Here is a 25909-nt window from a genome sequence, read left to right on the forward strand (position 1 = left end):
CTGGACAGGGATTACGCCTTGGCAGCCTTCGCTGGCTTCTCGGCCGTGACGGTGGCCGGTGCAACTGGCACCTGTGCGGCGGAGACAGCAGCATCCTTAGCGGCCTGAAGGATTACCGCTTCGCCGCGCAGGCGCTGCGCTTCGACCTCGTTGGCCCGGGCCTGCTCGGCGACGCGGTCCATCTCGGCTATCAGGCTTTGTTCACGCTCATTCAGCTCACGCCCGCGTTCTGCCAGTTGATCGCGCGCGGCGAGCAGTTCGGCCATGGTGGGCGCTCGCTCGATGTGCGCGCCCAGCTCCTGATCGTCGCCGTACACCTCGTGCACGTCGGGGTTGAAGTCGGATTTATCAATCAGGACGAAGTGGCCCTGGCTTGGGTGGCTTGGTTTGATCTTGATAGTGGTCATTTAGTTCTCGCAGGTTGCCCGGCGCCGTGCTGGCCGCAGGGTTGGTGATGGATTAGCCTCCGATTAGGTGGCCGCCCAGGTGGGGATTCGGCGCCGCCGTGCCCCAGGCCAAATTGACCTCGTAGCGAACTTGACGCTTTTGCTTGTAGATGCAGAATTCGTAGGTGATGCCCGAGATCGGATCTGGCACCAACATAACGTCGTCGGCCGAGTCGCCGCCCTGAGGCATGGCGGGTGCGCGGGTCGCAAGTTGGAGCGCGGCGCGCTGGAAGAACGCATTGCGCACGGTCGCCGCGATCAGCGTAATGCCGGTGGCCGCGGCTGGGATTGCCTGGCGCAGGCCCGGCGCTTGCAAGCGGATCTGGCCGCCGTTCGACGCATCGGTATCACCAGCGGCCAGAATGTACTGGTTCGGGTCACCAGCAAATCTCACGATGTCGCCAGCGAGAAAGGCGCCGGTACCTGCCGCAGCTAGGTTAATCACGGTCGCGCCTTTGGCGTGACCAGCATTGCTGGTCGTCGCAGCTGCAGCATTGCCGGCCACGATCAGGTCGCCAATCGCGCCCGAGTTGTGCAGGTCGAAGCCTTGGACCACGCTAACCGCGCCACGACGCAGCAGATCGTCGGTGCCGGCTTCGTTCACGCGGAACAGACCGGCCTGTTTGCCTTCGATATTCGCCATCGCAGCGGAGCCCAGGACCATATGCAGATCAGACAACGGTGCACCATTGTCTTTCAGGATCTTCTTCGGCTGGGCGAAGTCGGACAGGTCGCCCGAGGTGCCAAAGGGGATCGTGCCCACTGCGCCATAGGCGCGGCTCAACTTGATACTGGTGGCGGCCAGGTCCGCTTCCACTTCGTTCGTCAGCGTCCGCAAGGCCTGCGCGATACGCTGCTGATTGATGTTGGCGTAAGTGCCAGCGCTTTGCAGGCGCTGGGTATCATCGCCGTTGACGCCGAACGGGACGGAGCGCTGCTTCGAGATCGTCATGTCGACGTAGTTGATGGTCTGATTACCAGCGTCTTCAGCGTACGCGCCTTGTGTCAGGTCTTCGGCGGCCATTGCGCCGACGACTGGCGAGCGGACAGTCTGGTTCAGGGCAGCGCGCTCGGCGGTCGAGTCGCGCGACACGGCCGGGATGAAGCCAACTTGCTCGCGCGCAATGACGTTCATTGCTGCATAGATGTCGGGGATGAGGCCGGTAAGGGTAAGGATGGTCATTTGCTAATGCCTTTCGGGAATAAAAAAGGCCCGCGTAATGCGAGCCAGTCGGGATGGTTTGAGTTGTAGAACGGATAGGCTATCCAGCCCAAAGCACCCCGCCGACATCCATCAGCAAGGCATAAAAATAGTTCATTGAGAAGACTGGGTGAATTGGTTGCAACTGCTTAATCGGTAACGACCGCGCCGCCCTTGATTGCCTCGGCCTGCGCCTGCGGGGCCATGGTAAAGAACTGGGAGCGCGGGATTTCCTTGCCACCGCCGGCGCCGCTCTTGCCGCCGCCCGCTCCACCGCCCGAAGCACCCGATCCCTTCAGGATCATGTCTTTGTTCGCGTATTGGCCGACCATCACCTGGATGGCTTCATCGAAGTCGGCATGATTGCCGTGATTCGTGGACGAGAAGATTGGATTACCCTGCTGATCCATCGGAACGAGCTTGCCACCATCGACCTTGAAACGATTGCCGAAGAAGGTGCGCGCCATGTCAGCCGGGATAGCCAGTTTCTCGGAAATGAATTTGGAGCTCGCGAACGAGCCGCCAATAATGTGATCGTTCAGGTCGTTGGTGAGCTTCGTGTTCTGCTCAGTCAGCGTGCGCTGCTTTTCTTCGGCCGCCCGGGTTGCCGCAGCGACTGCCTCGTTCGCCGAGCGCGTCGCAGCATCCTTGATCTCTTGCACCTTGGCCGCCGTGGTCAGATCGCCGGAATTGATATTCGCCATAGTCTGGAGCGCAGCAGCAGCGGCGGCCGCATCTTCGATGCCAGCATCCTTGAATGGCTTCAGCGCAGCTTCGGCAGCCTCTTTCGCCTGGCGATGGCTCATAGCCTCACCGTTCAGGCTGGAAATCTTCGCCACGGTCGCGGCGGCGTCGTGCGCAACTTCGCGACCGTCGTCCAGAATGTAGACAGGTTTGCCATCTTGCAGCACTGCGTTGCCATTTGCATCGAGTTTGAGTTTCATTTGGTGGCTTTCTGGGCATCCGCCCCTGTAAATGGCCTTCTGGCCGTGCGCCGCTTTGCATCCGCTTGCGGCAATAAAAAACCGCCTCGCAGGCGGTCTTGGGTTGGTTTTACTCACTTGAGACTATAATTTTTCGGCCATTCTTTAACGTCGCAACACGGCCAGAACTTAAACTCAGCCGCATGTTCTCCCACTTCTCAGGATGGGTCTGATAGAAAAGAATGCCACGCTTCTCCGCAAGTGCTGCGACTTTTATTCCGAGCGAAGTCAACTTCGCGTCACTGTAGTCGTCAGCTGATCGCTCGATTAAACCGTCAATAAGCAAGCTTTCTATATCGCGAGAAAACGCTGGGTCGCCCACAAAAGCACCGGTCACATTTTGCCAGCTTGAGGGCGCCGTATGAAGTTCAGATAACGCGCGACTACCCGCATGCCGACTTACCAATGAGTCTTCAAGGGATTCATTGAGAGTTTCAACAATCGAAGCCTCTTTGCCTTTTGCGCTCACACCCAATCGCTGAACTAGCTTGCGCGCCGTTTCGGTCACCTCGGACTTTACAGTTGCCTCAGAAGACAACCGCACAGATGAAGAATATGAGCCCTCTAAATACTTAGCGTAAAAGACATCCTCCTGCATTTGCGGTCGGAACTTTGTCTGCAGAAGGAAAAGCGCTGCGAGAAATAAAGGGACATTTGCCACTGCCGCAATGACCAGCATGCCGGAAGCCCAGTCCGGGCGCTCAATCTGCTGAGCCGCAAGTAAAAATGCTGAGTCAATCGCCACAAGCCCCACCAGCCATGCGGCCAAAAGTTGAATTGGCTTTGTTACTTTTTCTGGAGCAATCTTATTTTCGGTCATAGAGTATGTCGTCAGTATCAATACTGAGCGACTCTACCCACGCATTGCATCAATGTCAATCGATGACCCTAGGCCTGCGAGTGCGCACCCACCTCATGGCAAGCAGCCGAGGCAAATAATTTGCACCATGCCGACCTTAACCTTCATTAGCACGCCGGCAACCATCTTGAGCATCGACGCCCACCACACTGCGGACATATAAAAAAATATACATAGGTTTGGCTGAAGTCAGGCGGCGAGCACTCTTCGATGGTGGCCGTGGCTCGATCCAGATAGGCACCAGTAAAGACCCATCCATTCCGCTCTCTATTCCTTATTTATATTTGGCCTGCAACTGCTCCAGCGTCAGCTTGCGCCCCTTGAGGTTCATCAGGTCGTTCAGCGTAATCTTGCCCGCCTCGTACATCTCGGCGCGGCCCGGGCCCAGGTATTCAGCCCGCCAGGCCTTGTCCTTGCTGGCCAGAAAGTCCTTGAAGTTCATCTTGCTGCTGACTGGTCCGCCGTCGCTGGGGCGCGTGCTGTCGCCCGGTTCATCCAGCTCGATGCCCAAGTCCTTGAAGGACTTGGTGCGCGTGCTGAGCACGCAGCGGCAGCTGAAATGAATGGCGCCGGGCCCGCCCGCCCATTCGTGAGTGTGGTTGATCGGCTCCTGGTCGTCCAGCGAATACTCGTGCAGATCGCGCATGGCGCACAGCAGGCAGGTGTGTGAATCCAGCGTGGCCAGCCACACCAAGCACTCGATCAAGTCGCTGTTCTGCTGGAACGACGCCAGGCGCGCGGCATTAGCCACTGCCTGCACCGAACTGTGCACCAGCGCACGGGCGTTTGCTTCGGACGTCTTCAGGATGCCAGGCATTACCTCGACGTCACCGCCGGCGGCCTTGGCACTGGTGCCGACGACGCGCGCCACGATCTGCGAGGTCGTTTCACCCTGCGCCGCGCCGAGCCGCACCTGGTCGGCGAACTTGAATTGCGTGGCCAGCTCCTGCCGTTTCCACCAGTTGGCAGACGAGGCTCCCTTGATCAGCGTGTCGCCGACCAGCTTTTCCAGATAGGTCGCAGGCGGCAGCTTGGCGCCCAGCTCGATCTTGAGGCCCTGCGTCAGCACCTTGGCGGTGTAATCCGCCTCGATGCGCACCATGCCCACCAGGTTGCGGTTCAATTCGGCCTGCATGCCCGTGTAGTGCGACGCAATCACGGCATTCGACTCGCGCAGCAGCGCGGCCCGGCGCTGTTTGCCGTAGGTCGAAATTTCACCCTCGCCTAGCTTGGCGGCCAGCTCCCTCGACATGGCGGCCATCAGCACCAGAATCTTGTCCTGCGTTCCGGCCGAGAACCGAAGCAGGTTCAGGGAATGCGTCAGGAACATCTCGGCGATCCACTCTTCGAGCGCCCCCATCTATGCCCCTTCCAAGTCAGGCGGAGCCGACTGGATGCGTTCTTGCTCATCCTCCCACTTCAGGTCTGGCGACACGATGCCGCGGCGTTGCAACTCGTTGAAGTAGGTTTCGCCGGAAATCCGATTATTTGCCACACTCTTGAATAGCAACTCAGCACTGGCCTCGGCGAGCGATGCGGCACCGAAGTCTTTGAAAATGGTGATGTGGCCGCCTTCGGCCTCCCTCACCCATTCAGCCATGAACTGCAGCGCCTGGTCGCCGGCGTCCTCGACGTTGCCCGCGATCTTCTGCAGCGCGCATGCGCCCTGCTCGTTGTCTGCCAGGGTCTGCGATTCGGTCACGTTGCCCGGCTTAATCACCAGCAGTTCGGCGCCAGCCTGACGCATGCGGTCTTCCAAGTCGAGGATGGACAGGCGGCCGGCCTCGATGGCCTTGCCGCCGTGTTCAACGAATTTCAGGTCACCATCGGGAGAATCGGACTTGACTGCAGTCCCGGCGCCGACGGCAATATCACTTCCTTCAAGCATCTTCGCAAACAGGATCGGCACGCGCGCGATGTGCAAGATGTTCTGCTGGTCGCTCTTGCTTTGCCAGTGCTCGACGTTGCTGTGCGCCAGCTCAAGCAGTGGCGGCGTGGCCTGCATGTAGCCCAGGCGCTTGCCGTAGACCGGCACGAAGGGAATTGTCTCCAGCGTGGTGACACCCTCCTCGTACAGCGCCCATTCCTTCTTGCTGCCGGTTTCGCGCTGACGCCAGGTCTGCCAGGTGCCGCGCCCCAAGACGCGCACCTGCTCGATTTCCTTGGTGTCGAAGTCGCCATTCGGCTCGGACACGCTTTCCAGCAGCCGCAACTGGGTCAGCCCGTTCAGGCTTGTCGCATTCTTCGGCAGCCAGCCCAAGACGTTCTGTACGTGCACCTGGACGAAGTACGGGCGAACGCCTGCGGCCTGCTCGTCGGCCTTCGTGATCAGGTTGCCAGCCTTGGGGAAGTCGACCAGGATGCCGGCGAAGCCGTACCCCATCGCCTCCTGGGTAATTTCCGAAAGGAAGCTGTGTAGGTCGCGGCCGGACAGGTCGACATTTTGCAGCCAAGGCTTAAGCCGCTCCGGCACATCCTCGCCCAGCGTCACCGGCTTGCTGAATGGCTTGGCCGAAAGCACATCGATGGTACGGGCATAGGCCGGGAACAGCGTGGCCACGGCCAGGCGCAGCTCGTAGCTCTTATCGTCCTCGCCGGGCCACTGCGGCAGATACTTCTTGCCGGCCGCCCGCATGGTCTTGGTGCCGCCCAGCAGCGCGGCGATCAGCGCGCAATCCTCGTTCAGCTTGGCCGCTTCGGCTGATTGTGTGCGTACATCGGTCATGGAATCCCTTTTTGTTACATGCGCAGCGGCGCCGTGGTCGTCGTGCTCTTCACGATCGGGTAGCGCCTCACGAGGAAGTAGCCATTGGCGTCGTTCGGGTGGTCATGGCCCGACTTCTTGTCCGGCTGGCCGTCCGCGCCCCATACCTGCTGCTCCAGCGCTTCGGTGGTGGTCGGGCACTGGTCAGTGTTGATCTTCCAGCGGCGCTCGCCCTGCGCGTTCAGGATCATGCCGTTGTAGGCGTTGACCCGGTCCTTGACCGCAGGGTTTGAGTGGTTCACTTCGAGCAGGAAGCCCGCCTGGCGCAAAATGGACAGGTCGGACTCGCTCGCGTTCTTGCTGCTGGTGTTCTGTCCGGACGCATCCGGGAAAATCTTCACCTGGTGCCCTTTGTCTTTGAAGTCTTCCTTCAAGAGCTTGGCCATCGCTGGCGTGTCGCGTACTTGCACGCGCTCGGCCAGCGTGCGCGGCAATCCGTCGCGCACCACGTTGACGCATGCGGTCATGTTCTGCACGTTGAAGTCGAGGCCCACCATCAGCGGCTCGCCGGGCAAGATGATCTCGTTCGTGTGGTTCAGCGCGCGGTCGAAGTCGGCATATACACTGCCGCTGGTCAGGTTGGTGAACTTGCCGCGCAGGTAAGCATCGATCAGCGCCGGCGGGTAGCTGGCCATCAGCGACGGAATATAGTCGTCTGGCAGGTTCAGCTCGTTGTCGAACGTGCTCGCCTGGATCAGACCATACAGGCTGGCCAGCTCAGGTTTGTCGCGGATGGCCTTGACGAACTGCTGATAGACGAACTTGAAGCCCTCGGGTGTCGTCGTCACGTCGATGCCGTTCATCAGACCGGGCACCTTGTAGCGCATCCGGGCGATGATCTTGCGCCAGGCCATCTGCGCCTTTTGCAAGGGCATCACGTCCAGCTCATCGATCAGCGCGTGCCCGATCTTGAAGCCGACGATGGTTTCCGGCTTCTCCATCGAGCGGCAGATGACCGTGCCGCGATAGCACCGGCCCTCGTACACCTCGACCTCGTGGTCGCCCTGCTTCACCTTGATGCGCAGGCCCATCGCGTAGGCCACCTCCTCCATCGTGGGATAGAAGATGTCGCGAATTTGCGGATAGGTCGGCGCGAAGTAGCCCTGGTTGATGCCCGGCCACTGCCAGAAGTGAGCACAGATGCCGGCGCAGCCCACAAACGTCTTGCCCGAGCCGAACCCGGCCACGTAGGCCTTGAACTTGTGCGGCAGCTGCAGGAAGCTCGCTTGCGGGACGTTCAGGTCAAACTGGATTGTCGTCATGGCGCTTGGCGTCTTTCACGCCGAAGGTAATGGCGACAGGTGTGGGCGCGTCGTCGTCCGGCTTCACGTCCTTGCTGGCTTTCAGCAGGTTCATGCCGATCTCGGCAGCGCCGTTGGCCATTCTGGTCAGCACGGCGATATCGCCGAGGGCCAAGCGGCTCTTGTCATCCAACGGCTGGGCGTCATCAATCTCGCCAGCCTTGTTGTGCGCGATGCCGGACAGCCGGTGCGCAGTAGCGGCACCATATCGTGCGGCGCCGGCAAGATGCATCGAGATTTCTTTCAGTTCATCGGCCAAAGTACGCGCACTTATCTGCGCACCAATCGGAAGCGCACTAAATGCCGATTCCGCTGCAACCAATTGATTTGCAACATCTTTTATTTGTTTTGTCTGCGCACCAAAGCGTTTTCTGATCGCCGCTTCGGATACGCCGAATTCCCTGGCGAGTGCTCGGGCCGCCTCTCCTTTGAGAAGGCGTTGGCCTATCGCCGCCCATTGCTTTTCAGTCAGCGATGATTTCCGACCCATACCTTCCTCTTCTACTGCCAGCCAATTATGGGTGAAAAAAAACCGCCCTGAGGCGGTTTGACATTAGGCAACTTTTTTCGAAATTAAAACTGGCCCATTTATGAGGCTGTAGGTCATGGATAAGATTGCGCGATACATTGACATAATTTTATCGTCTCTGAACGAGCTGTCGAGTTCAATTTTTAGCCCCTTCTCATTTGCGCTGCTATATGGATTCTCATAACGCGGAATTTTCAAACCCCATACTGGCTCCCAGCAAACGCGATCATATTCATCGAAGCGCTGGCGTTCACAGATCATATTACCGAGCAGTTCGGTAGGCGTCATCTCCCACGAGAGGACAAGGCGCCCCTTCCCAAACGGGGTTTCCAACAGCGCCAACTCATTAGCGCCTTCGGACTTCGTGAGTGCTATTTTTGCTTCTATTAAGGAGCGCTGGGTGGTACATGCCTCAATCAAAAGGCTGAGCACCGTGTTGGCTTGCGCCTTAATCCCTGATGCGGCTGAAGCCGCGTCACGGAAACCTTTCCAGTCTTCCTCGGGTAGACCGTCGAAATCCATATCGCCTCCAAGTTAATGAAAGGTTATTATGGCACCGAATTGCCACCGCCCGCCCCCAGCAGGCGCCGCGGTGCATCGCGGCTGGAGTCCTCTGGATCTTTGCTACGTCGATGAGCTGCGCCCGTTTTGTAAGCCCTGCCACTAGAGCGCGCTGGCAGCCACAAAAGGCAACGTTATAATGCAATCTTTGCAATATTTGGAGACGGTGTGGATTCGACGAAAATCGCAGGGGCCATCATGGCAGCCGGAGCACTTATCGGCTGCGCGGTCTATTTTGGCTTGACCCAAGAGCGGCGCGAATACATGCGCACCTGCGAGGCAGCATCTGCCTATGCAGTTACAAACCCCGACACGGCTGAGTTACTGTGCGCGACACAGTACATTCATAAACGATAAAACTGCTTGGAGCGGGCGGCGGGAATCGAACCCGCGTGGAAAGCTTGGAAGGCTTCCGCTCTGCCATTGAGCTACCCCCGCGAAATCTGGTTGTCGGTTACAGCGTCCGGAGCCGAATGGCCGCGGTTACAACGCGCGTCGGCTGGGTGCCGCTTATCCTGCTCGTGATGTGGCGACCCCTGAGTATCTCCGCGCGGGTGCCCCGTAACTCATCAGCCGATTTTGGTCCCGTGCGCAATAACGTCGCGCTTCAACGCTGCCAGCACCGGGATTGGCGCCAAGCGGTCGGGTGTGGTCTTCGCTACTTCATGGCTCACCTCCATTTCAGGCCTGCGGCGGCATGCTCGCACGCGCATCCGCCTAACACAATTCGTTCATCACACTTTGCCCGCTTCTGCAACACAGCGGAGATCAACGTCCAACCCGCTCGTACTGCATCTCTTTCAGCGTTTGGGGGGGGGGGCTTCAATGAATGTGTTTGGCTCTTCATGTACTAACGCACCGAGTTGTGACGTAAATGCACTGTCTCGGTCATTGCGAACTCGAAAAGATGAAAATTAAACAAAAAAGCCACCTAAAAGGTGGCTTCGTACTTTTTTATTACTGTTGCGACGATCACGCGTAGCGAATGGGAAATTCTAGGCGAACAAATCCAATGCGGGTAAAGGTAACGTCGCAAGTCTCAGCTATCGGCATATCGAAAATGCGGGGTACTGAGAAATTTTATAAGAATTTAAATTTTACGACCCCATCATAACATACCCAAACACATAAACACAATGCCAAAAAAAAATCGGATATATTTTTAGTGAAAATTTGCAAATTAACCACATACAAAGAACTTAACAATTGATAGATAAGAAGATTGATGACACAATGCGATTTTTTATCTTTTAATTAATCCTATGATAGCAGAGTATTATAAAAAACTAAGGTCTGTCGCAAGCCAGCTTGTCCCTTATAGCCTTTCCATAAAATTCCTTCTAAGTGCGGTTCTTGGAATTTTAGGAAGTGCTGGTTTATTAGGTTTTTTGAGTGATTATGCTACGTATTTTTATGCTTATGACATGGGAATTCGCCCCCCATTGGAAGGTGTCCCATACCTTAAGGCAACAGTCACATTTGCAAGCCTATTTTTATTATTGTCTGGCGCAATTTTGTTTAGCTTAGTGGTTGCCAGCTTCAAGTTAATTTATATAAGCTTTATCAGCATAGATAAATATGCTTTGAACATCAATAAATTACTACTACCAGCTCCAGCAGCATTAATTTTACATGGAATGAGCTCGATTGAAATGATTCATCGACTGCCGCGCAATGCGAAATTCATTCTTATCCTAGTAACTACTATTACTGTTGCTGTTGCATTCATTTTAAGCACTCTGACAGGAGAGAGTTTCAAAGAATTTCCGCCCTACACAAAAAATCAAGTTGTCGCCGCATTATCCATAATAACAGTACTATCCACAACAATGATCGCATTCCCATCATCAACATGGTGGATTTCAATTAGCATCACAGTAGTATATTTTCTCTTCTGCATATCTATACTTTTTAATCCAGATCAGTATGCACACTTCTTAAGAGTGGCTGGGTACGGTGGTGGAATCCCCGTTGAACTACAAAGCAACGAAGATTACTTACAAAGAAAGATATCAAGTGAACCTATTAGTTTAATCCTAAGAACAAATGATACATTTATAATATTCAATCAAAAGGAGAAGAAATTTATTGAAATTCCAAGAGAAAAAATTATATCAATATCATATCAAGCAGGGGGACTTAATACTCTTCAAAAAAATATTCCCGAGAGATTTTCTAAAAAAAACAAAACTGATACCGCAATTACAAATTGATGACACTTCTTAACAAATTCTTTGCTCGATAGGAATGACTATTTTCTATAATTTTTAACTCGCTGACCATATCCTTGATTCGCTCGCGCTCAAATCCGCCGGCGCATACGACCTCGGCCTGGCCATTCCCAGAGCATGTCACACAGCCGCGCAAGCTCATAAGCGACACGCCAGTGCCTTTGCAGTCCTTGCAGTGTCCATCCAGCCAATGAGCCAGAGACGCATGGGCAACGCGCTTATACAGAGCATGTGCCGTAAAAATGTCGCGCTCGCTGTTGATTTTCACCCAACGGCGCGCCTTGCCCTTCTCCGTCACGGCGGCCGTCCAGATACGCAACAGTTGCGCAAGGTTTCCCGAGTTCCCCTCGAAAAGCTTATTGATCGTGCCATCCGCATACTTGACCCGGCACAGCAGCGAGCCGAGATCCCCCGCCAGTGCCGCTGCTGCGATCGCATCAAGGTCATGATGAAACGCATCATCCCGAAGATTTGACGATTGCAACGATGCTACAAATTTTTCTGCGAAGCCCATGAATTCCCTTTCATTCCGTACGTCAACGTTAACACCCTTTTTTAACCTGTGCTAGCCACGCCAATCTATGGCATCGCTCATACGCGCAGCACGCCGGTCCGGTTGAATTCGCGCACCGCGGCCAGGCCAGCGCGCGCAATCTCGACATTCGAGGCGCCGCGCAGGAAGACCATCGTCTTGCCCACGCCCTCGCGCAACACGCGCATTTCATCGCCGTTGACGCCGAAGGTGCCAGTGCGCTGGGCGCGCGCCTGGATCTCGGCAATCGCTTCGACCATGGCCTGGGCCACAGGCAGAATGGCATGGCCATCTGGCGCGATACGGCGCGCCATGTCGGCGTTGCTCAGCAGGTCGTAGACGTGCTGCTCCTGGAAATGCCCCTTCCCCATCGCCTCGCTGGCCTGGAAGCCTGGCATTTCGAAGGCCAGGTCTGCGCGCAGGCCCGCCGGCAGCACCGCCGGCTTCGGGATGTACCGCTTGCGCGGCTTCTTGTTCGCGGCCATCAGAACTCCTCCACTTTCCATCCGCCGCCCGCCTTTTTCGGCAGCGCCTGGATGGCGAAGAAGCGCATCGGATACATGTCGGCCGCGATCTTGATCTTCACGCGCGCGTCGTCCTGCCAGTGGCCTTTCACTTCGTGCGCCTCCAGCGCACCGTCGGCCAGCTGCACGGCGAAATCCGGCGTGTAGAACGTGTTGTCGGCCAGGCGGAATTTCAGGCCTTCGAACTTGTACCAGGCTACCTCGCCAGCGGCCTTACCCAGCTCCAGCGTCCTGGCGTAGGCCGCCTCGGTCTGGTTCATGGTGCCGACCTTGAGGCGGCCCAGCGCCTGCAAGCCACGGGCCATCATCGCGTTTTCTCCAGGCGATGCGTGACCGCCTTGACGATTGCGGCGCGCGCCGCTGCATCCTTGTCCGGATAGAATCGGTACCACTCCAGGAAGCCGCTGGCATCGACACCGGCCGACATCGGCATCAGCCGGATCTCGAACTGCACAAGCAGCGGCGCGGCCGCCTTCCAGTCGCCCAGCCAGTCCGGCACCATGGCTTGGCTGCGACTTGCGGCGGCGCCCGCCGGCGGCGTGCCGATCAGGGCACCGCCCACTTCGATCAGGTTGGACCAGCCCAGCAGCTCGGCCAGGCGTTTGTTTGCTGCGATTTCGTTTTTTTGATTTTTCATTTGAAGCCTTTTAAGCCGTTTTTTCTGATGGGTACGTCACTTCGTAGCAGCCACGGCCCTTGCGCAGTGCGGCGGTGCCTCTGGCAAATCCTGAGCGGCATGCGCGCTTGCCGGGCCGGATGCATTTCTGCCGTCAGCCAGATAAAGCTGCACGCGCTCGGCGGTCGACCGCTTGAATTCTTCATCCGCCCGGCGCTGCTGCTCAGCACGCTCCAAGCGCGTTGCCTCTTTCGCGGCAGCACCGTCGGCAATCAATTTTTTGATCGCAGCGAGTTGCGCGCGCGCGGCATCGTCCGGCGTCTGGTCCTGCTTGCCCTGCAGCAGGCCCGCCACGGCCGGCGCCGGCAGCAGCCCTGCCCTCACCGCGCTGCCCAGCACCTCGACGTGCCGCGTCTTATCCCAGCCGACGGATGCCACCCACTCGGCCGGGTGCCGCGCGGCGCGCGCTGCGGCAACGATACGCTCATAGGCCTCCAGGAAAGGCTTGCGCGCGCTAATGGCGCCGCTGGAGTCGAGCACAGGCCGGCAGATCCGGAACGCCTCGGCGATCTCGGTCGTCCAGACCACGCTGGCCATTTCGTCTAGGCTGGTCAGAGCGATGGCCCAGGCCTCCTCCGCACCTGGCCGGCCGTCCATGAGCTTGCAGCGCTTGGCGATGCCGGCCGGTACCGGCGCAAATTCGCCGTTCTCGTCGCAATAGGCCTGCATGGCAGCCGCCACCGTGCGCAGCGGATAGGGTTCAAGGTTGGCCAGCCAGGCACGGGCCATGGCAGGCTCCGGGAGCGGCTTGCCGTAGGCGGCCAGCGTCTCGGCCAGCAGCTGCATGAAGCGTGGCGTGTCGGCGGCGTTCATGCGGGCACCATGTCGATGATGTCGCCGGCTGGTGCGGAAGCGCCCATCAACTCCCGCATGACCCGCTCATTCGTCTGCTCGATCGACTCGTTGCCGGCGCTTGCGCGGGCCTGGCCAGCATCGTTGCGGATGAACCGGTCGATGTGGTCGGCATCGCGCAGGATCAGGCCCAGGCCGTTGTACTTCGTTTGGGCGTCGTTCTGCCCCATGTTGTGCGGCGTCTTCGAGCAGCCACGGATGGCCTTGCAGATGTCGGCCGGCGAGTAGCCCTTGAGCGCCTTGGCGATCAACCGCTTGCGCTTGTCGTCCAGAACCGACTTGGGCGAGTCCATGACTTTTTGCCAGAACGCGAAGATCGTCTTCACGGGGTCGAGGTGGGCTTGCTCGACAAGAGTCTCCTTCCCTTCCCGTTCCCCTTCCCTTCCTTTCCCTTCCTTTCCCTTCCCTTCCACTTGAGCATGCTTAAGGGGCGTGACTGTCGCGTCATCCACGCGTGCCGCACGCGTCGAAGTCATTGATATATATAGGGATTCGTCCGGTGCTGGCAATTCTGAGTCAGATTCACGGTTATTTATGACTTGGTGCTTGGAAAATGTCGGAATGAAGCCGAAAAACTCGCCTTCGACCTCATATTTCACTACAAATCCACGCGTCATCAACGCGTCAAGCACGCGTGAAAAATCAAGTTCGTCGTATGGGAGAATGTCGAGCTTGAGCGCGCGCGGGCGCCATTTAAAGCGCCCTTCCTTGTCGCAGCAGGTGAAAAGGCCCATGAAAGCAGTGCGGATTGGAAGCCCGGACTGCTGCTCGAGGTCGAACAGATCTTCGTGCTTGAACAGCTCCGGTTTTACTGTGCGAATGCGGCCCATCAGCGAGCCTCCTGCAGGCGCGCCGCGCCGAACAGCGCCGCCGCCAGCGGATCGCCATCGGCGCCGGGCATGGCGCCCAGCACTAATTCACTCAAATTTGCGCGCGTCACTTGGCGTTCTCCTCGTCCATCAGTTCCATATCGAACAGCGTAGGCATGCTGACCTCGCGTTCCATCGCCCGGCAGTAGTGCACCTGGTCAGCGAAATATGCCGGGTTCAGCTCGCTCCCGCGGCCCTGGCGGCCCAGCTTCATTGCGCGCACCGGGACGGTGCCCAGGCCACAGAACGGGTCGTAGATCACCTCGCCCTGGTTGCTGTAGCGGCCAATCAAGCGATCCACGATATCGATCTGGAACGGGCAAACGTGCTTTTCCACCGCGCGCGCCGACTGCTCACCGTTCAGGGTGCGCATGCGCACGATGTCATGCCAGACGGCTGGATCGGTACTGCCCGGCGCCAGGCTGAGGTAATCGGCCGGCAACGCCTTGTTGGCCAGCAGCGCCTCGCCCACCTCGACGTGGTATTCGTAGTTATAGACGTTCTCCAGCGACATGCTGGTGAACAGCTTCGCCAGCTTGCCCGGGCCGAAGCTGGCCAGCTCGGCCGCGCCCATCAGGCGATCGCCGCTCGAGCGCCAGAACGCATGCGCGTCGACCTGCCAGCGTGCCACGCTGTAGCCGGTACCGGGAATCGGTGCAGCCTTGCGGTCGAAGGGGATACGGTCGCCTGCATCGTCCAAGCACATCGGCTTGGCCTTCGTGACCGGCGTATCCGCGTAGCCGCGGCTGCGGTCCGTCTGCGGCTTGTGGAACAGCAAGATGTATTCAGGCGAGCCGACGCCCATCTTCGTGCCGTCCTTACACACTTCGGAATAGCCCAGGCGATAGGTCTGGTTATTTTCGCGCACCACATCGGTCACGACGGTGATCATGCCCATGTAGTCGAAACCGTGCTTGATGCCATGGAACAGCGCCTCGGCGTGGAACGGGCTGACCGTCGGGATGCCGGCGCCGGTCACGTTGCCGAAGTTGATACGGTCCTTGACGTGGCAGGCGTAGATGCGGCCCGGCTGCAGGATGCGCAGCAGCTCCGGCGTCAGGAAGTCCATCTGCGCCCAAAAGTGATCGTTGTCCTGAGTGTGGCCGAAGTCGTTGTAGCTGGGCGTGTATTCGTAATGGTTGGCGAACGGGACGCTGGTGATGATCATGCCGACCGAGTTGTCCGGCTGTTGCATGGCCTCCAGCACGCAGTCGTTATTGGCCACCGAGAAGCGCTCGCCGGCCACCACGGCGCGCTCGACGCCGATGGTGCGCGCCAGCGAGTCCTGCATGGACAGCTGGTCCAGCCCATAGGCGCGGATGATCTGCCCCATCTTTGCCTGCATTTCGTCGTGGCGGCGCCATTTTTCCATCAGGTCGGCCAGCACCTTGCGCTCGACTTCCGTATGGATGATGTCGATGCGCACCGCGTGCTGCTGCTGGAAGCGCTGGACGCGGTGAATAGCCTGGATGAAATCGTTGAACTTGAACCCGATACCCGCGAAAATCTCCCGATGGCAATGCATCTGGAAGTTGCAGCCGCTGCCGGCAATGATCGGCTTGGTCGACAGATACTTGATCTTGCCGTCGCTGAAATCGGAGATGCGCTGCTCGCGCTGGTCAAGATCCTGCGTGCCCCAAACGCTGACCACGCCGGGCACGGCCGCCTGGATGGCGTGGCGCTCGTCCTCCAGGTCGTGCCAGATCAGGAAGTGATCGTCAGGATCCGCAGCCATGATCTCGGCCACCTTGGCCACACGCGCGGCCATGCTGTCGCGCTTCTCACCGGCTGCCGCCGACAGGCCCATGGCCACGTTCGGGATCAGCAGGCCCTGGCCGTTCTTTTCGGCGCCGGCCGTGCTGTAATTGCTCTGCACCTCGTGAAAGCGCACGTCCAGCGCTGGCAGATCGTAGCCTTCGTCCGAATGGCCCAGGTCGCTCGGGCGCTGGATGAAGACCGCCCAGCTGGCCACCCACAGCCAGAATTCCTGTTCCTTGTGCGGGTACAGCGTCAGGTTGCCGGCCTTCTCGCTGTCGCGCTGGAAGAACCGCGTCAGGGCCTGTCCCGTGTCCATCACGCCCAGGAAGCCAGCGTAGTGGATCAGTTCCTTGAAACGGTTCGGCGACGGCGTGGCCGTGTAGACGAACTTAAACTCGACCTGCTCGAACAGTGGCAGGAACTCTTGATAGGTCTTGCTGCCATAGCTGCGCAGCACGCTGGCCTCGTCCAGGCCGACGGCGCGGAACTTGCGCACGTCGATCTTTCCCTCGCGCACCGATTCGTAGTTCGTCAGGTAGACGACATCCTGGCCGTCGATCTCGGCGTTCGTGCGGATGAAGCGCACTTGCACCTCATATTCGCCGGTGAAGCGCTTCGCGGCCTCGCGGATGAACTCCTGGCGCACGCCCAGCGGCAGCACGATCAGCCGCAGGCCCGGACGGTGGATGCCGATCTGGCGCATCACCTCCAGGTTGGTGCTGGTCTTGTGCAGGCCAAACGAGGCGAAGATGGCACGCTGGCCGCCAGCCAAGGCCCAGCGCACGATGTCGCGCGTGTGCGGCTTGAGGCCGGGATGGATATTGGCCAGCGGCACGTCGAAGCCCTTGCGCTGCGCCAGCTTGATCTTGGCGCGCAGGAATTCGCTGTACGCGGCTTCTTTCAGGTGTTTTTGCTCTTGCGGGCTAAAGGCGCTCATGGGTTTTCCAATGTAGTTTGAATGGCGGCAGGCGCTGCATCGAGCAGGCCCATCGACCGTAAAATTTCGTGTGTGGTGCTGACAGCCGCGCGAAAGGCCACCTCCAGGCCGGCCAGCGACAGATCAGCCGGGCGCGGGCGCCGGCCGTCGAGCACGTCGTGGCACGCGCTGCAGCCGAACGCGGCGGCCGTGTCTGGCGCCTTCAGGCCCATGCCCTTCCCGTCTGCTAGGAAGTTCGAATGGCAGAGCACGGTGGTGTCAGGGTCGAAGTTGCAGACGGCCAGGCGCAGCGTGCAGTCCTGGCCGCGCGCGGCGCGCCGGATGGGCGTCGAGATCGGGCCTTTCGACTTCAAGCCGGACTTGCGCTTCGGCGCCGTGCGCTGGTGCGACTGCACGGAGAGCATGCCGGTGCTGGGCATGGGCGAGGTGCGCTTGAATGGTGCGCGCGCCAGGGGCATGCCAGGTTTCATGGGCGAGCGCTTCATTTCCCACCGCCAATACTTGACGTGTTACGATTCCGCCAACTTAAATTGGAGGTGGAATGGCGCTCAAACATAAAATAAGGATATTTGCAATCGTGGCTATAGTTATTCTCACGCTTTGCGGATTGCTTATTTACACCCGAATTGACGCAAAGGACTGGGCTGCGTGGGTGCAGGCGGTCGGTTCTATCGCTGCAATTGTTTTTGCCATTGCACTTACTTGGTATCAGGGCGAAGCGTCTATCGAGCGGGAGCGCATTAAGGAATATGAGGAAGTGACGGGACTGCTGCTTAGCATAAGGGATGAGCTTTGCGTCAACATTCAGATGGCACAACAAATGGTCGGAGACAAATTGGAGGAAACTGAGGCAGGGACCGCTTTTTACTACATTTTCCCTGTGCAAGAAGACCCATTTAATATCTATAACAGCCTTGCTGGTCGCTTGCCTTTGATAAAAGATGAAGTTTTGCGTCTGCAAATCATCAAAACCTATGGCATTGCAAAAGGTGCTATCGGAACGTTTCGAAAAAACAATGAGATGTTGCTGCAATATGAGGCTGCCTGCAGGCTCAGGAAAAAAAGTGGAAGCGCGATTGATCAATTGGATGTCAACACAATAGATGCTCAATTGGCGAATTACGGCGATGGGGTTCGGCTTCACTATGCCCGAGTCAAAAAAGAAATCGATACTCTTATGTCCCTGCTTCGCAATAGAGACTTGTAAATCCATCATAAAAACTCCTCTGAAAACAGTCGAGGCTGCACATCCAGCTCATCCATGCTCTGGCGCGCTGCGATGGTCAGCGACGGCAGCGCCTGGCGCGTGTTGGCGTAAAACACTGTGAGCGACTTTGGGCGCGCGATCTTACCGGTGTCGAGCAGATGGGTGATCAGCGTCAGCGTAGCGCTGGAATCCTTGCCACCAGACCAGGCAATGCCCCAGTGCTCATGCGTGGCGCCGTAGGCCAGTAGCGAATTGCTCGTTAGATCGATGGAGGCGGTCATTTGCAGGCGCTGAGCGCCAACAGAGAAAATATCGTATTGGTTCATGCTAATATTCCTTTTTGACAACGGAGTCCAACATGCCGCATGCAAATCCCATGAAATTCCGAGGGTTTACTTTGGAAGCGATAACACGCGAGAAGCCAGATGGTGACTGGGCCGCCAGCCTTCACATTTCGGACAACGGGTCGCGCGTGTACGATGCGGACAACGTTTCGACCTTTAAATCGCCGGCTGAGGCCGAGCAGAATGCATTGGAGATAGCCACAATGATTGCGAGCGGAAAAGTTCGGCATTCCGGAAAGTCGTTCCGACCACGTCTCACTGAAGATGAGTACTTGCTGGAACTCAATAAGAGGCTTCGCTCTCACGAGGGTTATGAGCAGGGGATGGAATTTATTACTAGCCCACACGGGACGACTGGAAGCGAGGTGAATGGCTGGGACGTCTTGCCTCCTGGCGGCCCAAGCCACGTACATATCTTGGTAGCCACTAGCATGTTGACCGATTTCGAAGTGTTCGCGAGTCAACGCGCGAGTAGACTCGGTTAGTAGGTTACAAGTCAAAGTACGGTCGATGTCTATCGTCGGCATCGCCCCCATTCTGCAGGCACCCACCCCACGTCGCTGCTGGCGGGGAAAGCAACGGCTCACGATACATCCTCCATCGCGCGCTTGATGCTAGCGCCATCGAGGCCAGCAGCCTTGCAGCCCAGGCGCGTGGCGTGGAAATAGGTCATGTCGCCGCATGCGCGGCCGGCCGTGGCCAGGCCAGCGACCACCAGGCGCTGCATTGCCTCGTGCTGCTGGCCGCTGCCGGCGGCAAAGTAGTTGCGCCATCCCCACTTGGATTTCGGATATTGCTGCACGGCACCCAGCATGTGCTGCAGCTTGGCGAAGTCGCCGGGCATGATGGCGGCGCGGATGGTGGCCAGCGCGCAGGCGGCGCATTTGCCGTGCTGGGACATTTGCTTGGCGGTGGTACGTTTGCCGCACGCACAGGATTTGCGTGTCAGTGAATAGGCGGGCGCGGTCTGGTTCGCCATGTGGTGGCGGGTAATTTGAGCGGGATTGGCGATCATGGCAACTCCGTTTTGATTGCATGTGAGAAAGTTCGGGTATGCTTCAAAATTTCGTCCATTAAGTATTGAGAATGAAATTAACTCGTAGAGACATAGCCATTTACCTTATAGCCATATTGATAATTTCCATCCTTGGTTTTATGGCGGCTGGTTTGCAAGATGCAATGACAGCGAAAGGTGGGCGCCTCGGAACAAGTGAGACAGCCAGTTGGGTTCAAGCCCTCTCTTCGTTTGTAGCTATATGTGCAGGTTTCGTGATCGTGAGTGTGCAGAGCGCAAATGCAGAGAAACTGGCTAAGCGTGAACGCGCAGAAGCGGACGATGAGCGCCTCACTTCCGCATTTACCATCGCTGCATACGCTCACCAAATCGCAATTGAAGCTATTGACGATATGTTGGATCCAGCAAAAATCTTTGGATACTTGGATGTCAGCTCTTATCATCTGGACTTTGATGGCGCCGAAGCTGCTCTCGCGGCGATTCCCTTGCATAATTTGAGATCCACTGAAATGGTCGGTGCAATACTCGCGATGAAGAGAAGCGTCCATGTGCTTCGTTTCATTACTGAAAATGCCCGTCGGGATCCTGGCTTCATGAATTCGGACTATTACGACCTTCACGCAGAGGTGCTTACATTTAAGGCTATAGAACAAGACGCATTTCACGAAATCGTTGCCGTTGTGGAGCAAGGTAGAGTCGTACTTAGGAATATATAAACTCACGCCACCCTCGCAATCTCGCGCTCATGCGCGAAGTTGGCGAGGATCAGCGCCTTGGCCATGGGTGGGCAGACCGAGTTGCCGCACATGCGCACCTGGGCGCTCTTCGTCAGTTTCAGGCCCTGCGCCGGGTCGTCACCGATGATGTAGTCGTCGGGGAAGCCCTGGGCTCGGAACAGTTCGCGCGGCTGCAGCATGCGCAAGCCGATGTCCACGATCTGATAGTCTTGGCCGTGGATCGTCACCAAGCCGAAACGGTCGCGGCTCGTGACGGTGGCCAGCGGCCCGTCGATCTCCGGCGCCTGGTCGGTACCGTAATAACTCAGCAGGAACGCACGCACCTCGGCATGGTGCTGGCCGCCGGCGCTGACCGAGCCCAGCGGCTCGTCGGTACCGGCCGCCGTGCTTGTTCCGCGCAGCTTGATCATGTTGCTGGTGACCAGCGCCGACTTACCGCCACCGCCAGCCGTGACCGTGCCAAGCGGTGCATTGGCGGCATGGCCGACGCTGGCGCCCATGTCGCGCTGGATATGGGCAGACACCATGCTGAAATGGCCGCCCTTGACCTGGGCACAGATGGTGCGCAGCGGCTCGTCGGCCGGCATCACGCGCTGATTGCTCGCGTTGGCATGCTCAGTCAGGAATGCCGTCACCAGGCTATGGTGGTCGCATGCTGTGACCGTGCCGATAGGATCGGCCAAGTCGGAACCCACAACACCCGTGTAATGTTTTGCGAGGAACGCCGTGGCCACGGCCTTGTTGCCGCTGGCTGTAACGGTGCCCAGCGGCGCCTCGATATCGTGCGCGCCAGTGCCCCAGCGCTTCACGCCGCCAGGTGATATCTCGCCGTGCGCGGCATCAACCAGCACAGCCGTCACCAGCGCGGCATCAGCCTTCGATGTGGCCGTTGCCGTTGGCTCGTCCACGCCGCGTGGGCGGCTTTGGCCGGCACGGCCGCCGACGCCGGTCAGCAGCGCGGACACAAGCGCATGCTTGCTCTCGCCCACCACCGTGCCCAGCGGCTTCTCAATATCCAGCGCGCGCGGCGCCTGGCCCTCGCGCTCACCGTAGCCCACCTGTACCAACGTGGCCACACCCAGCGCCTTTTCGCCACGGTGTGCGCCGGTGATGGTGCGGAACGGCTCGCCGATGGATTCGGTGCGGTCGCCGCCTTGGTGCGTGACCGGGACGATGGTCGGTGCGCAGAAATAGCTATCGTTGCGAGCCAGCAGCGTGCCGAACGGCCGCGCAGTCGGGCGCGGCTCACCTGCGCGCGCCGGTCCGCCGGCGCCGACGATGAACGGATCGGCCGCGTCAACAACGTACCGCATGATGCCCTTGGCAATGCGGCGCAGCGTGGCCGGCGCCAGCGGCTTATCGCGCTCGAAGATCGACGGGCACGGCAGGCTGAAGTCAATGCACTCGGCCGCCGTGCGGTACGGCAGAAGCTTGCCAGCGCGCACGCCGATGCTGTCGGGCGCGCCGTGGGTCGGCTCTGGCCACTGGATGGCGATGCCGTCGCGGCGCGCCACCAGGAAGAAGCGCTTGCGGATGGTCGGCGTGTCGTGATCGCAGCCGCGCATTTCGCGGTAATCGACGGTGTAGCCGTGCGCGCGCAGCTGGCGGATGAAGCTGTCGAAAGTCTTGCCCTTCTTGGCCGGATCGGGTTTGGCGCTACCGTCGGCCTCGACCAGCAGCGGGCCCCACGTTTTGAATTCCTCGACGTTCTCCAGCATGATGACGCGCGGCTTGCACTTAGCGGCCCAACGCAGCGTCACCCAGGCTAAGCCACGGATGCGCTTCTCGACGGGCTTGCCGCCCTTGGCTTTGGAAAAATGCTTGCAATCGGGGCTAAGCCAGACTAGGCCCACCGGGCGATTGTTCGTGACCTTGATCGGGTCGACGTCCCACACGCTCTCGCACAGGTGAGTGGTGTGCGGGTGATTTGCCGCGTGCATGGCCAGCGCTTCGGGGTCGTGGTTGATGGCAATATCGACCGGGCGGCCGAAGGCCTGCTCCAGACCGGTACTGGTCCCACCGCCGCCTGCAAAGTTGTCGATGATGAGCTCACTACCCAGGTCGAGGGAAAGGGTAAAGTTGTCGCGCCTCATGCTAAGATTCCTTTCAAACAACTTTGAGTGCTCTCGTGAAGAAATCCCATGTACTTCTTGGTATCGCAATCGTTGCGGGTGCCGTCGTGACCGCCCTCATTGGCAACTATTTCGGCTTGAATAGGGAAACGTGGCCCGGGTGGGGCCAAGCCATTGGCTCTATCGCAGCATTGGGAGTCGCGATTTTCGTGATGAGCCAACAAAATAAACATGCGGCGAAGCTCTTGGTGGACGCGGATAAACGAGCCCTTCTTCGCCGCGCAGCTTCTGTGAAGGCACTCATAGAAGGAGCCATTCTTCAAATGAAAGTCTGTTGCGAAGACTTGCCTCCCCACTATCAAGACCCATTCAGAACAATCGAGAGGATTCTTGCTGCGCGTTTCACTGCATCGCTCAGCATCAAGGGCGTAAGGGACGCACTCATTGCCATTCCTGCACATGAGTTGGGCTCGTATGAAATGACAAAGGCTCTTCAAGTAATAATTGAATGCCTTAGTGATCTTGAGGTGAAAATTAGCAAAGGGGAAATTCGAGAAATTGTCGATATGGGTGCTTCCTACGCGATCACTTTGAACGCCTCTCACGATCGGGCGAGGGATGCCCACGCTAAGTTCGTGGCCGGCGTTAAGAGCATCGAGGCGGATTAATTTTTTATGTAAGGTGGTCCCAGATATTCTCATCATGGCATCACCAATCCGGCTGGCCGGCGAACGACCACGACAGGCATTGCGCCCACCGTGCCACGAAAGTGTGGCGTGGCCACTTGGCCAGCCTGTTCAGGCTCGGCGCCCAGCAGCGCCGCGCGCGAGGCATCTTTCAGCACATAACGAATACCCACCAAGCGAACATTGCCCTGGATGAAGCGCGATAAGATCATGCGCAGGCGATGCTCCATGCCCGCTTCTTCGATATTAAAGCCGGCGCGTTCGCAGATTTGGTAAAAGGTGCCGGGCCCGGCCAGCAACGCCTGCAGCAACACATACGAGCGGGAACCCTGTTTCGGGAGCGTGACGCCAGAACGGCGGCGCTTCGTCTTATTTACGCCAAAAGTCGGGCGCGCGCGATCGTCAACTTGGCCAGTCACAATGCCACCTCCGCCAGTACCGAGTCGCGCCATTTCACTTGCTGGATGGGCGTACCGCTTGAGTGCGCCTTGCCGGTGTCCATTACGAACGCATGCGCGCGCCCCTTCTCCGTCGGCACCCAATGGCCGGCGATACTCTCTTGCAGGCCAGCCTGTGCCAGCAGCTGATTAAATGCCTTGGCGCTCTTAACGAAGCGGCTGCCCAGCTCAGTCGGCGTGTAATAAATCTCCTGGCTTGGCGTGGCCAGGTGCGTGCGATCCATCAGCTGCAGCATGTTGACGCCGGTCAGGGCGGCCGTGCCCTGGTTCGCGCTGATGGCCGCGGCGTTCTTGTCGAGGCCGATCAGGCGAGCAATGCCGAAGATGGCGCGGAATTCCTTGGCGGGCGAGACGGCGCTGCGCGTGGGCGCGGCGGCCGGCGCCTGGCCGGTGGCCACGGCATCAAAGGTGCGGATGACTTCCAGGTGGAACTTGGCGCTGATCCACATGGCATAGGCGTAGACCAATTCCTTGCAGACGTAGGTGCCGCCATTGCGCCCCTGGGTGGTGATGGTCGGCAAACTCTGCGCCGGCGCAGAGTTTAATTCCGCTTCCAGCTCCTGGATTTCCGGGCGGCGGAAGAAGAATGCAGGCTGATGGCGACTTTCCGCACCAGCAGCCTTGTGCAGGTCGTTGAGGCAAAAGCGGCCTTCTTTATCGACCGCAATCAGCGTATTCGCTATCGTGATGCCTTTGTGTTGTACAATTTCGGTCATAAATTCTTTCGCGAATTTTTGTTGTTTCAAGGAAGCCCGCCTGCCAGCGGGCTTTTTTCATTTCTGGCCTTGCAGTTCCTGCAGCATTGATTCGTAGTGCTGCCGCGTCCGGACGTGGCCAGGGTCGACCGGCAGTTCGCGCTCAACGTGCTCTTGCTGCTGGGCGCCCTGCTCGGCCTGCGCCGACGCGCCGCTTTCCGGCCGCATGGTCGTCCAGGTCAAGCCGCCACCTCGGCGCGCGCGATTCGCTTGAGTTCGTGGATCGACACGTCGAACACCTCGTGCATGCGGATCAGTAGCGAGGCGCCAATCGGCAGGCGACCATGGCGAATCTTGGAGATCACTGGCGGCGCCACTTCCAGCGCGCGGGCCAGAGCTGCATCGTTCTTCGGGCCCTTGGAGAGCAGCATGTCGAGCAATTCGTTATTGCCGTGAGCGTCGTCCAGCGAGCGGTATGGCGATACGGTTGTTGTTTGCGTCATGTCATGTTCCATATTGATGGTGATTAAAGTGGCCGAATCCGGCCATGCGATGCTGTAGATGTCGGGTGCAATTCCGTTATGGCGGTTCGCGCCGCGGCACCTCGTATTTCTTCGCCACCCTGTCGGTGGCATCGCGCCATTTCTGGCGCGCTTCCTTGTGCGCGGCCTTCGCGCTCGTCTCGCCCTCCCCGTCTTTGGCGCCCTGCAAGTCCTTCTCGGCTTGGCGATAGATCATCGAACGCTGGAAGATCAGCTCTTTGTCCTCGGCTGTGACCTCGGCTTGTTTATTCAATAGCTGCCTCCATGCCGTTAAACCCGCATCCGCACGACGCGCGGGACGACGCCAAAGCACGGGCGCGGCGCCGGAAAAATTTGGGCCCTGGTATTTACTGATTTGGGCCTAGTCCCGCTGGAAAACGGCGGCGTATCATTCCGTTTCGGCCTGGCGTCAAGGTGATTGCGGATGATCACGATCGTGCATTCGTTCAGCACGTCGCTGACACTCTTGCGCATCGCGGTGCATGCGGCTTGCAAGGCATCTTTGTTCTCGTCGGTGATGTAGCCTTTGACGAGCGCAGTACGTTTTTGCTTCTGTTTCATGGTTTTCTCCTGGTGGTCGGTGTTACAGGGTTTGGGTACAGCGAAAATGCAGGGTGGTGCTTGGTGCTGTTTTACGGTGGGCGATCGCTTGTTGGCGATGCGCACTCCTCGAGCGGCGCGCCGCGAGGCAGCTGGTGCGGATCGAGCAGCGGGATGCGTACGAAGTCATCTGCCGAACGAGGCGTGGAAATTGGGATCAGGCGGATCATGGCTTCGCGCCCACGTCGATGCCGACAGCAGCCCGCAGCGGCACGGTGTCAAAGATGGCATTGGTTGTTGACGGCTGGCGACCGGAGTGGCCTGGCGAATAGCAATGCGTTGCTGCGCCGGTGGGCTCACCATAAATGTCGTTATAGGTGACGATTTCGCCCAGAGAAGCTGCAAACTTGATCAGCAACTTTGCGACCTGCGGCGGCATTTCCTGGCCTTGCTCGTAGTGTGAAACGTTGCTTTGAGTAACGCCAAGGGCCTTCGCTAAAGCAACTTGGGTCACGCGCAGCCGTCCACGAATCGTTTGGATTGGGTTCATGAAACGAATATTAGTCGGACTGCTTAAACATGTCAACAGT

Annotated in this window: 30 protein-coding genes, 1 tRNA gene and 1 pseudogene; 4 read left to right on the forward strand and 28 right to left on the reverse strand. The window is 58.4% G+C overall.

Going from position 1 to position 25909, the window contains the following annotated elements; translation table 11 throughout:
- Positions 1-11: 11 nt before the first annotated feature.
- The 10 genes from O3297_RS09180 to O3297_RS09225 form a co-directional block, all read right to left on the reverse strand.
- Positions 12-407 (reverse strand): hypothetical protein, encoded by a 396-nt coding sequence (locus O3297_RS09180; protein ID WP_305048465.1) that lies wholly within the window; start codon positions 405-407, stop codon positions 12-14.
- Positions 408-459: 52 nt separating this feature from the next.
- The gene (locus O3297_RS09185) at positions 460-1629 is read right to left on the reverse strand and encodes a P22 phage major capsid protein family protein (protein ID WP_305048466.1); all 1170 of its coding nucleotides are present in this window, start codon (positions 1627-1629) and stop codon (positions 460-462) included.
- 167 nt (positions 1630-1796) lie between these two features.
- Positions 1797-2591, reverse strand: a complete 795-nt coding sequence (locus O3297_RS09190; RefSeq protein ID WP_305048467.1) for a DUF6651 domain-containing protein — start codon at positions 2589-2591, stop codon at positions 1797-1799.
- Positions 2592-2700: 109 nt separating this feature from the next.
- A complete protein-coding gene (locus tag O3297_RS09195) occupies positions 2701-3450 on the reverse strand; it encodes a hypothetical protein (protein WP_305048468.1) in 750 nt (249 codons plus the stop codon).
- A gap of 313 nt (positions 3451-3763) precedes the next feature.
- On the reverse strand, positions 3764-4849 hold the full coding sequence (locus tag O3297_RS09200) for a phage minor head protein (protein ID WP_305048469.1): 1086 nt from the start codon (positions 4847-4849) through the stop codon (positions 3764-3766).
- The gene (locus O3297_RS09205) at positions 4850-6214 is read right to left on the reverse strand and encodes a DUF4055 domain-containing protein (RefSeq protein ID WP_305048470.1); all 1365 of its coding nucleotides are present in this window, start codon (positions 6212-6214) and stop codon (positions 4850-4852) included.
- A 14-nt stretch (positions 6215-6228) separates the two neighbouring features.
- Positions 6229-7515: a terminase large subunit domain-containing protein gene (locus tag O3297_RS09210; RefSeq protein ID WP_305048471.1), complete on the reverse strand. Its 1287-nt coding sequence runs from the start codon at positions 7513-7515 to the stop codon at positions 6229-6231.
- On the reverse strand, positions 7496-8044 hold the full coding sequence (locus O3297_RS09215; protein WP_305048472.1) for a helix-turn-helix domain-containing protein: 549 nt from the start codon (positions 8042-8044) through the stop codon (positions 7496-7498). Before O3297_RS09215 ends, O3297_RS09210 begins: the two co-directional genes overlap by 20 nt.
- 63 nt (positions 8045-8107) lie before the next feature.
- Positions 8108-8605 (reverse strand): hypothetical protein, encoded by a 498-nt coding sequence (locus O3297_RS09220; protein WP_305048473.1) that lies wholly within the window; start codon positions 8603-8605, stop codon positions 8108-8110.
- A 403-nt stretch (positions 8606-9008) separates the two neighbouring features.
- Positions 9009-9082 (reverse strand) — tRNA-Gly (locus O3297_RS09225).
- Positions 9083-9906: 824 nt separating this feature from the next.
- On the opposite strand from O3297_RS09225, the gene O3297_RS09230 reads away from it, so the two are divergent.
- A complete protein-coding gene (locus O3297_RS09230; protein WP_305048474.1) occupies positions 9907-10857 on the forward strand; it encodes a hypothetical protein in 951 nt (316 codons plus the stop codon).
- Here O3297_RS09230 and O3297_RS09235 read toward each other — a convergent pair.
- The 8 genes from O3297_RS09235 to O3297_RS09270 all read right to left on the reverse strand — a co-directional run bounded on the left by O3297_RS09235 (position 10847) and on the right by O3297_RS09270 (position 17493).
- Positions 10847-11389, reverse strand: a complete 543-nt coding sequence (locus O3297_RS09235) for a hypothetical protein (RefSeq protein ID WP_305048475.1) — start codon at positions 11387-11389, stop codon at positions 10847-10849. The two genes, O3297_RS09230 and O3297_RS09235, sit on opposite strands and share 11 nt — an antisense overlap.
- Before the next feature lie 77 nt (positions 11390-11466).
- Complete coding sequence (locus O3297_RS09240) at positions 11467-11892, reverse strand: hypothetical protein (RefSeq protein WP_305048476.1); 426 nt, start codon at positions 11890-11892, stop codon at positions 11467-11469.
- Positions 11892-12239: a DUF1064 domain-containing protein gene (locus tag O3297_RS09245; RefSeq protein WP_305048477.1), complete on the reverse strand. Its 348-nt coding sequence runs from the start codon at positions 12237-12239 to the stop codon at positions 11892-11894. Before O3297_RS09245 ends, O3297_RS09240 begins: the two co-directional genes overlap by 1 nt.
- Positions 12236-12568, reverse strand: coding sequence for a hypothetical protein (locus O3297_RS09250; RefSeq protein WP_305048478.1), 333 nt, complete (start codon positions 12566-12568; stop codon positions 12236-12238). Before O3297_RS09250 ends, O3297_RS09245 begins: the two co-directional genes overlap by 4 nt.
- Positions 12569-12604: 36 nt before the next feature.
- Positions 12605-13420, reverse strand: a complete 816-nt coding sequence (locus O3297_RS09255) for a hypothetical protein (protein WP_305048479.1) — start codon at positions 13418-13420, stop codon at positions 12605-12607.
- A complete protein-coding gene (locus O3297_RS09260) occupies positions 13417-14289 on the reverse strand; it encodes a hypothetical protein (RefSeq protein WP_305048480.1) in 873 nt (290 codons plus the stop codon). Before O3297_RS09260 ends, O3297_RS09255 begins: the two co-directional genes overlap by 4 nt.
- Before the next feature lie 106 nt (positions 14290-14395).
- Entirely contained in the window at positions 14396-17023 is a 2628-nt protein-coding gene (locus O3297_RS09265; RefSeq protein WP_305048481.1) for a DNA methyltransferase, read from the reverse strand.
- The gene (locus O3297_RS09270) at positions 17020-17493 is read right to left on the reverse strand and encodes a nuclease domain-containing protein (RefSeq protein WP_305048482.1); all 474 of its coding nucleotides are present in this window, start codon (positions 17491-17493) and stop codon (positions 17020-17022) included. Before O3297_RS09270 ends, O3297_RS09265 begins: the two co-directional genes overlap by 4 nt.
- Before the next feature lie 71 nt (positions 17494-17564).
- Between O3297_RS09270 and O3297_RS09275 the strand changes: the two genes are divergently transcribed.
- Positions 17565-18230, forward strand: a complete 666-nt coding sequence (locus tag O3297_RS09275) for a hypothetical protein (RefSeq protein ID WP_305048483.1) — start codon at positions 17565-17567, stop codon at positions 18228-18230.
- Between the two features lie 5 nt (positions 18231-18235).
- On the opposite strand, the gene O3297_RS09280 is transcribed toward O3297_RS09275, so the two are convergent.
- Together O3297_RS09280 and O3297_RS09285 are read right to left on the reverse strand one after the other, a co-directional pair.
- On the reverse strand, positions 18236-18556 hold the full coding sequence (locus O3297_RS09280) for a hypothetical protein (RefSeq protein ID WP_305048484.1): 321 nt from the start codon (positions 18554-18556) through the stop codon (positions 18236-18238).
- A 601-nt stretch (positions 18557-19157) separates the two neighbouring features.
- A complete protein-coding gene (locus O3297_RS09285) occupies positions 19158-19589 on the reverse strand; it encodes a hypothetical protein (protein ID WP_305048485.1) in 432 nt (143 codons plus the stop codon).
- Positions 19590-19660: 71 nt separating this feature from the next.
- Between O3297_RS09285 and O3297_RS09290 the strand changes: the two genes are divergently transcribed.
- Positions 19661-20305, forward strand: a complete 645-nt coding sequence (locus O3297_RS09290) for a hypothetical protein (RefSeq protein ID WP_305048486.1) — start codon at positions 19661-19663, stop codon at positions 20303-20305.
- Positions 20306-20307: 2 nt separating this feature from the next.
- On the opposite strand, the gene O3297_RS09295 is transcribed toward O3297_RS09290, so the two are convergent.
- The gene (locus O3297_RS09295; protein WP_305048487.1) at positions 20308-22419 is read right to left on the reverse strand and encodes a DNA cytosine methyltransferase; all 2112 of its coding nucleotides are present in this window, start codon (positions 22417-22419) and stop codon (positions 20308-20310) included.
- A 35-nt stretch (positions 22420-22454) separates the two neighbouring features.
- Between O3297_RS09295 and O3297_RS09300 the strand changes: the two genes are divergently transcribed.
- Complete coding sequence (locus O3297_RS09300) at positions 22455-23066, forward strand: hypothetical protein (RefSeq protein WP_305048488.1); 612 nt, start codon at positions 22455-22457, stop codon at positions 23064-23066.
- Between the two features lie 32 nt (positions 23067-23098).
- Here O3297_RS09300 and O3297_RS09305 read toward each other — a convergent pair whose 3' ends face one another.
- From O3297_RS09305 to O3297_RS09335, 7 genes and pseudogenes are all read right to left on the reverse strand, one after another.
- The gene (locus tag O3297_RS09305; RefSeq protein WP_305048489.1) at positions 23099-23503 is read right to left on the reverse strand and encodes a hypothetical protein; all 405 of its coding nucleotides are present in this window, start codon (positions 23501-23503) and stop codon (positions 23099-23101) included.
- Positions 23500-24258, reverse strand: coding sequence for a KilA-N domain-containing protein (locus O3297_RS09310; protein WP_305048490.1), 759 nt, complete (start codon positions 24256-24258; stop codon positions 23500-23502). The genes O3297_RS09305 and O3297_RS09310 overlap by 4 nt, the downstream gene beginning before the upstream one ends.
- A 57-nt stretch (positions 24259-24315) precedes the next feature.
- Positions 24316-24480 carry a hypothetical protein gene (locus O3297_RS09315; RefSeq protein WP_305048491.1) on the reverse strand — a complete coding sequence of 55 codons (165 nt, stop codon included), beginning with the start codon at positions 24478-24480 and terminating at the stop codon, positions 24316-24318.
- A gap of 20 nt (positions 24481-24500) precedes the next feature.
- Positions 24501-24740 (reverse strand): annotated as a pseudogene (locus O3297_RS09320) (helix-turn-helix domain-containing protein); the annotation flags it as partial.
- Positions 24741-24816: 76 nt separating this feature from the next.
- Positions 24817-25032: a hypothetical protein gene (locus O3297_RS09325; RefSeq protein ID WP_305048492.1), complete on the reverse strand. Its 216-nt coding sequence runs from the start codon at positions 25030-25032 to the stop codon at positions 24817-24819.
- 17 nt (positions 25033-25049) lie between these two features.
- Positions 25050-25340 (reverse strand): hypothetical protein, encoded by a 291-nt coding sequence (locus O3297_RS09330; protein ID WP_305048493.1) that lies wholly within the window; start codon positions 25338-25340, stop codon positions 25050-25052.
- A 205-nt stretch (positions 25341-25545) separates the two neighbouring features.
- Positions 25546-25869, reverse strand: a complete 324-nt coding sequence (locus tag O3297_RS09335) for a DNA-binding transcriptional regulator (protein ID WP_305048494.1) — start codon at positions 25867-25869, stop codon at positions 25546-25548.
- Between the last annotated feature and the right edge of the window lie 40 nt (positions 25870-25909).

Source organism: Janthinobacterium sp. SUN128, assembly GCF_030587275.1.
GTDB classification, from domain to species: domain Bacteria; phylum Pseudomonadota; class Gammaproteobacteria; order Burkholderiales; family Burkholderiaceae_D; genus Janthinobacterium; species Janthinobacterium lividum.

What these genes read in the sequence shown, in the direction of transcription:
- O3297_RS09180 (WP_305048465.1), bottom strand. Translation starts at nt 407, where the DNA reads ATGACCACTATCAAGATCAAACCAAGCCACCCAAGCCAGGGCCACTTC.
- O3297_RS09185 (WP_305048466.1), bottom strand. Translation starts at nt 1,629, where the DNA reads ATGACCATCCTTACCCTTACCGGCCTCATCCCCGACATCTATGCAGCA.
- O3297_RS09190 (WP_305048467.1), bottom strand. Translation starts at nt 2,591, where the DNA reads ATGAAACTCAAACTCGATGCAAATGGCAACGCAGTGCTGCAAGATGGC.
- O3297_RS09195 (WP_305048468.1), bottom strand. Translation starts at nt 3,450, where the DNA reads ATGACCGAAAATAAGATTGCTCCAGAAAAAGTAACAAAGCCAATTCAA.
- O3297_RS09200 (WP_305048469.1), bottom strand. Translation starts at nt 4,849, where the DNA reads ATGGGGGCGCTCGAAGAGTGGATCGCCGAGATGTTCCTGACGCATTCC.
- O3297_RS09205 (WP_305048470.1), bottom strand. Translation starts at nt 6,214, where the DNA reads ATGACCGATGTACGCACACAATCAGCCGAAGCGGCCAAGCTGAACGAG.
- O3297_RS09210 (WP_305048471.1), bottom strand. Translation starts at nt 7,515, where the DNA reads ATGACGACAATCCAGTTTGACCTGAACGTCCCGCAAGCGAGCTTCCTG.
- O3297_RS09215 (WP_305048472.1), bottom strand. Translation starts at nt 8,044, where the DNA reads ATGGGTCGGAAATCATCGCTGACTGAAAAGCAATGGGCGGCGATAGGC.
- O3297_RS09220 (WP_305048473.1), bottom strand. Translation starts at nt 8,605, where the DNA reads ATGGATTTCGACGGTCTACCCGAGGAAGACTGGAAAGGTTTCCGTGAC.
- O3297_RS09230 (WP_305048474.1), top strand. Translation starts at nt 9,907, where the DNA reads ATGATAGCAGAGTATTATAAAAAACTAAGGTCTGTCGCAAGCCAGCTT.
- O3297_RS09235 (WP_305048475.1), bottom strand. Translation starts at nt 11,389, where the DNA reads ATGGGCTTCGCAGAAAAATTTGTAGCATCGTTGCAATCGTCAAATCTT.
- O3297_RS09240 (WP_305048476.1), bottom strand. Translation starts at nt 11,892, where the DNA reads ATGGCCGCGAACAAGAAGCCGCGCAAGCGGTACATCCCGAAGCCGGCG.
- O3297_RS09245 (WP_305048477.1), bottom strand. Translation starts at nt 12,239, where the DNA reads ATGATGGCCCGTGGCTTGCAGGCGCTGGGCCGCCTCAAGGTCGGCACC.
- O3297_RS09250 (WP_305048478.1), bottom strand. Translation starts at nt 12,568, where the DNA reads ATGAAAAATCAAAAAAACGAAATCGCAGCAAACAAACGCCTGGCCGAG.
- O3297_RS09255 (WP_305048479.1), bottom strand. Translation starts at nt 13,420, where the DNA reads ATGAACGCCGCCGACACGCCACGCTTCATGCAGCTGCTGGCCGAGACG.
- O3297_RS09260 (WP_305048480.1), bottom strand. Translation starts at nt 14,289, where the DNA reads ATGGGCCGCATTCGCACAGTAAAACCGGAGCTGTTCAAGCACGAAGAT.
- O3297_RS09265 (WP_305048481.1), bottom strand. Translation starts at nt 17,023, where the DNA reads ATGAGCGCCTTTAGCCCGCAAGAGCAAAAACACCTGAAAGAAGCCGCG.
- O3297_RS09270 (WP_305048482.1), bottom strand. Translation starts at nt 17,493, where the DNA reads ATGAAACCTGGCATGCCCCTGGCGCGCGCACCATTCAAGCGCACCTCG.
- O3297_RS09275 (WP_305048483.1), top strand. Translation starts at nt 17,565, where the DNA reads ATGGCGCTCAAACATAAAATAAGGATATTTGCAATCGTGGCTATAGTT.
- O3297_RS09280 (WP_305048484.1), bottom strand. Translation starts at nt 18,556, where the DNA reads ATGAACCAATACGATATTTTCTCTGTTGGCGCTCAGCGCCTGCAAATG.
- O3297_RS09285 (WP_305048485.1), bottom strand. Translation starts at nt 19,589, where the DNA reads ATGATCGCCAATCCCGCTCAAATTACCCGCCACCACATGGCGAACCAG.
- O3297_RS09290 (WP_305048486.1), top strand. Translation starts at nt 19,661, where the DNA reads ATGAAATTAACTCGTAGAGACATAGCCATTTACCTTATAGCCATATTG.
- O3297_RS09295 (WP_305048487.1), bottom strand. Translation starts at nt 22,419, where the DNA reads ATGAGGCGCGACAACTTTACCCTTTCCCTCGACCTGGGTAGTGAGCTC.
- O3297_RS09310 (WP_305048490.1), bottom strand. Translation starts at nt 24,258, where the DNA reads ATGACCGAAATTGTACAACACAAAGGCATCACGATAGCGAATACGCTG.
- O3297_RS09330 (WP_305048493.1), bottom strand. Translation starts at nt 25,340, where the DNA reads ATGAAACAGAAGCAAAAACGTACTGCGCTCGTCAAAGGCTACATCACC.
- O3297_RS09335 (WP_305048494.1), bottom strand. Translation starts at nt 25,869, where the DNA reads ATGAACCCAATCCAAACGATTCGTGGACGGCTGCGCGTGACCCAAGTT.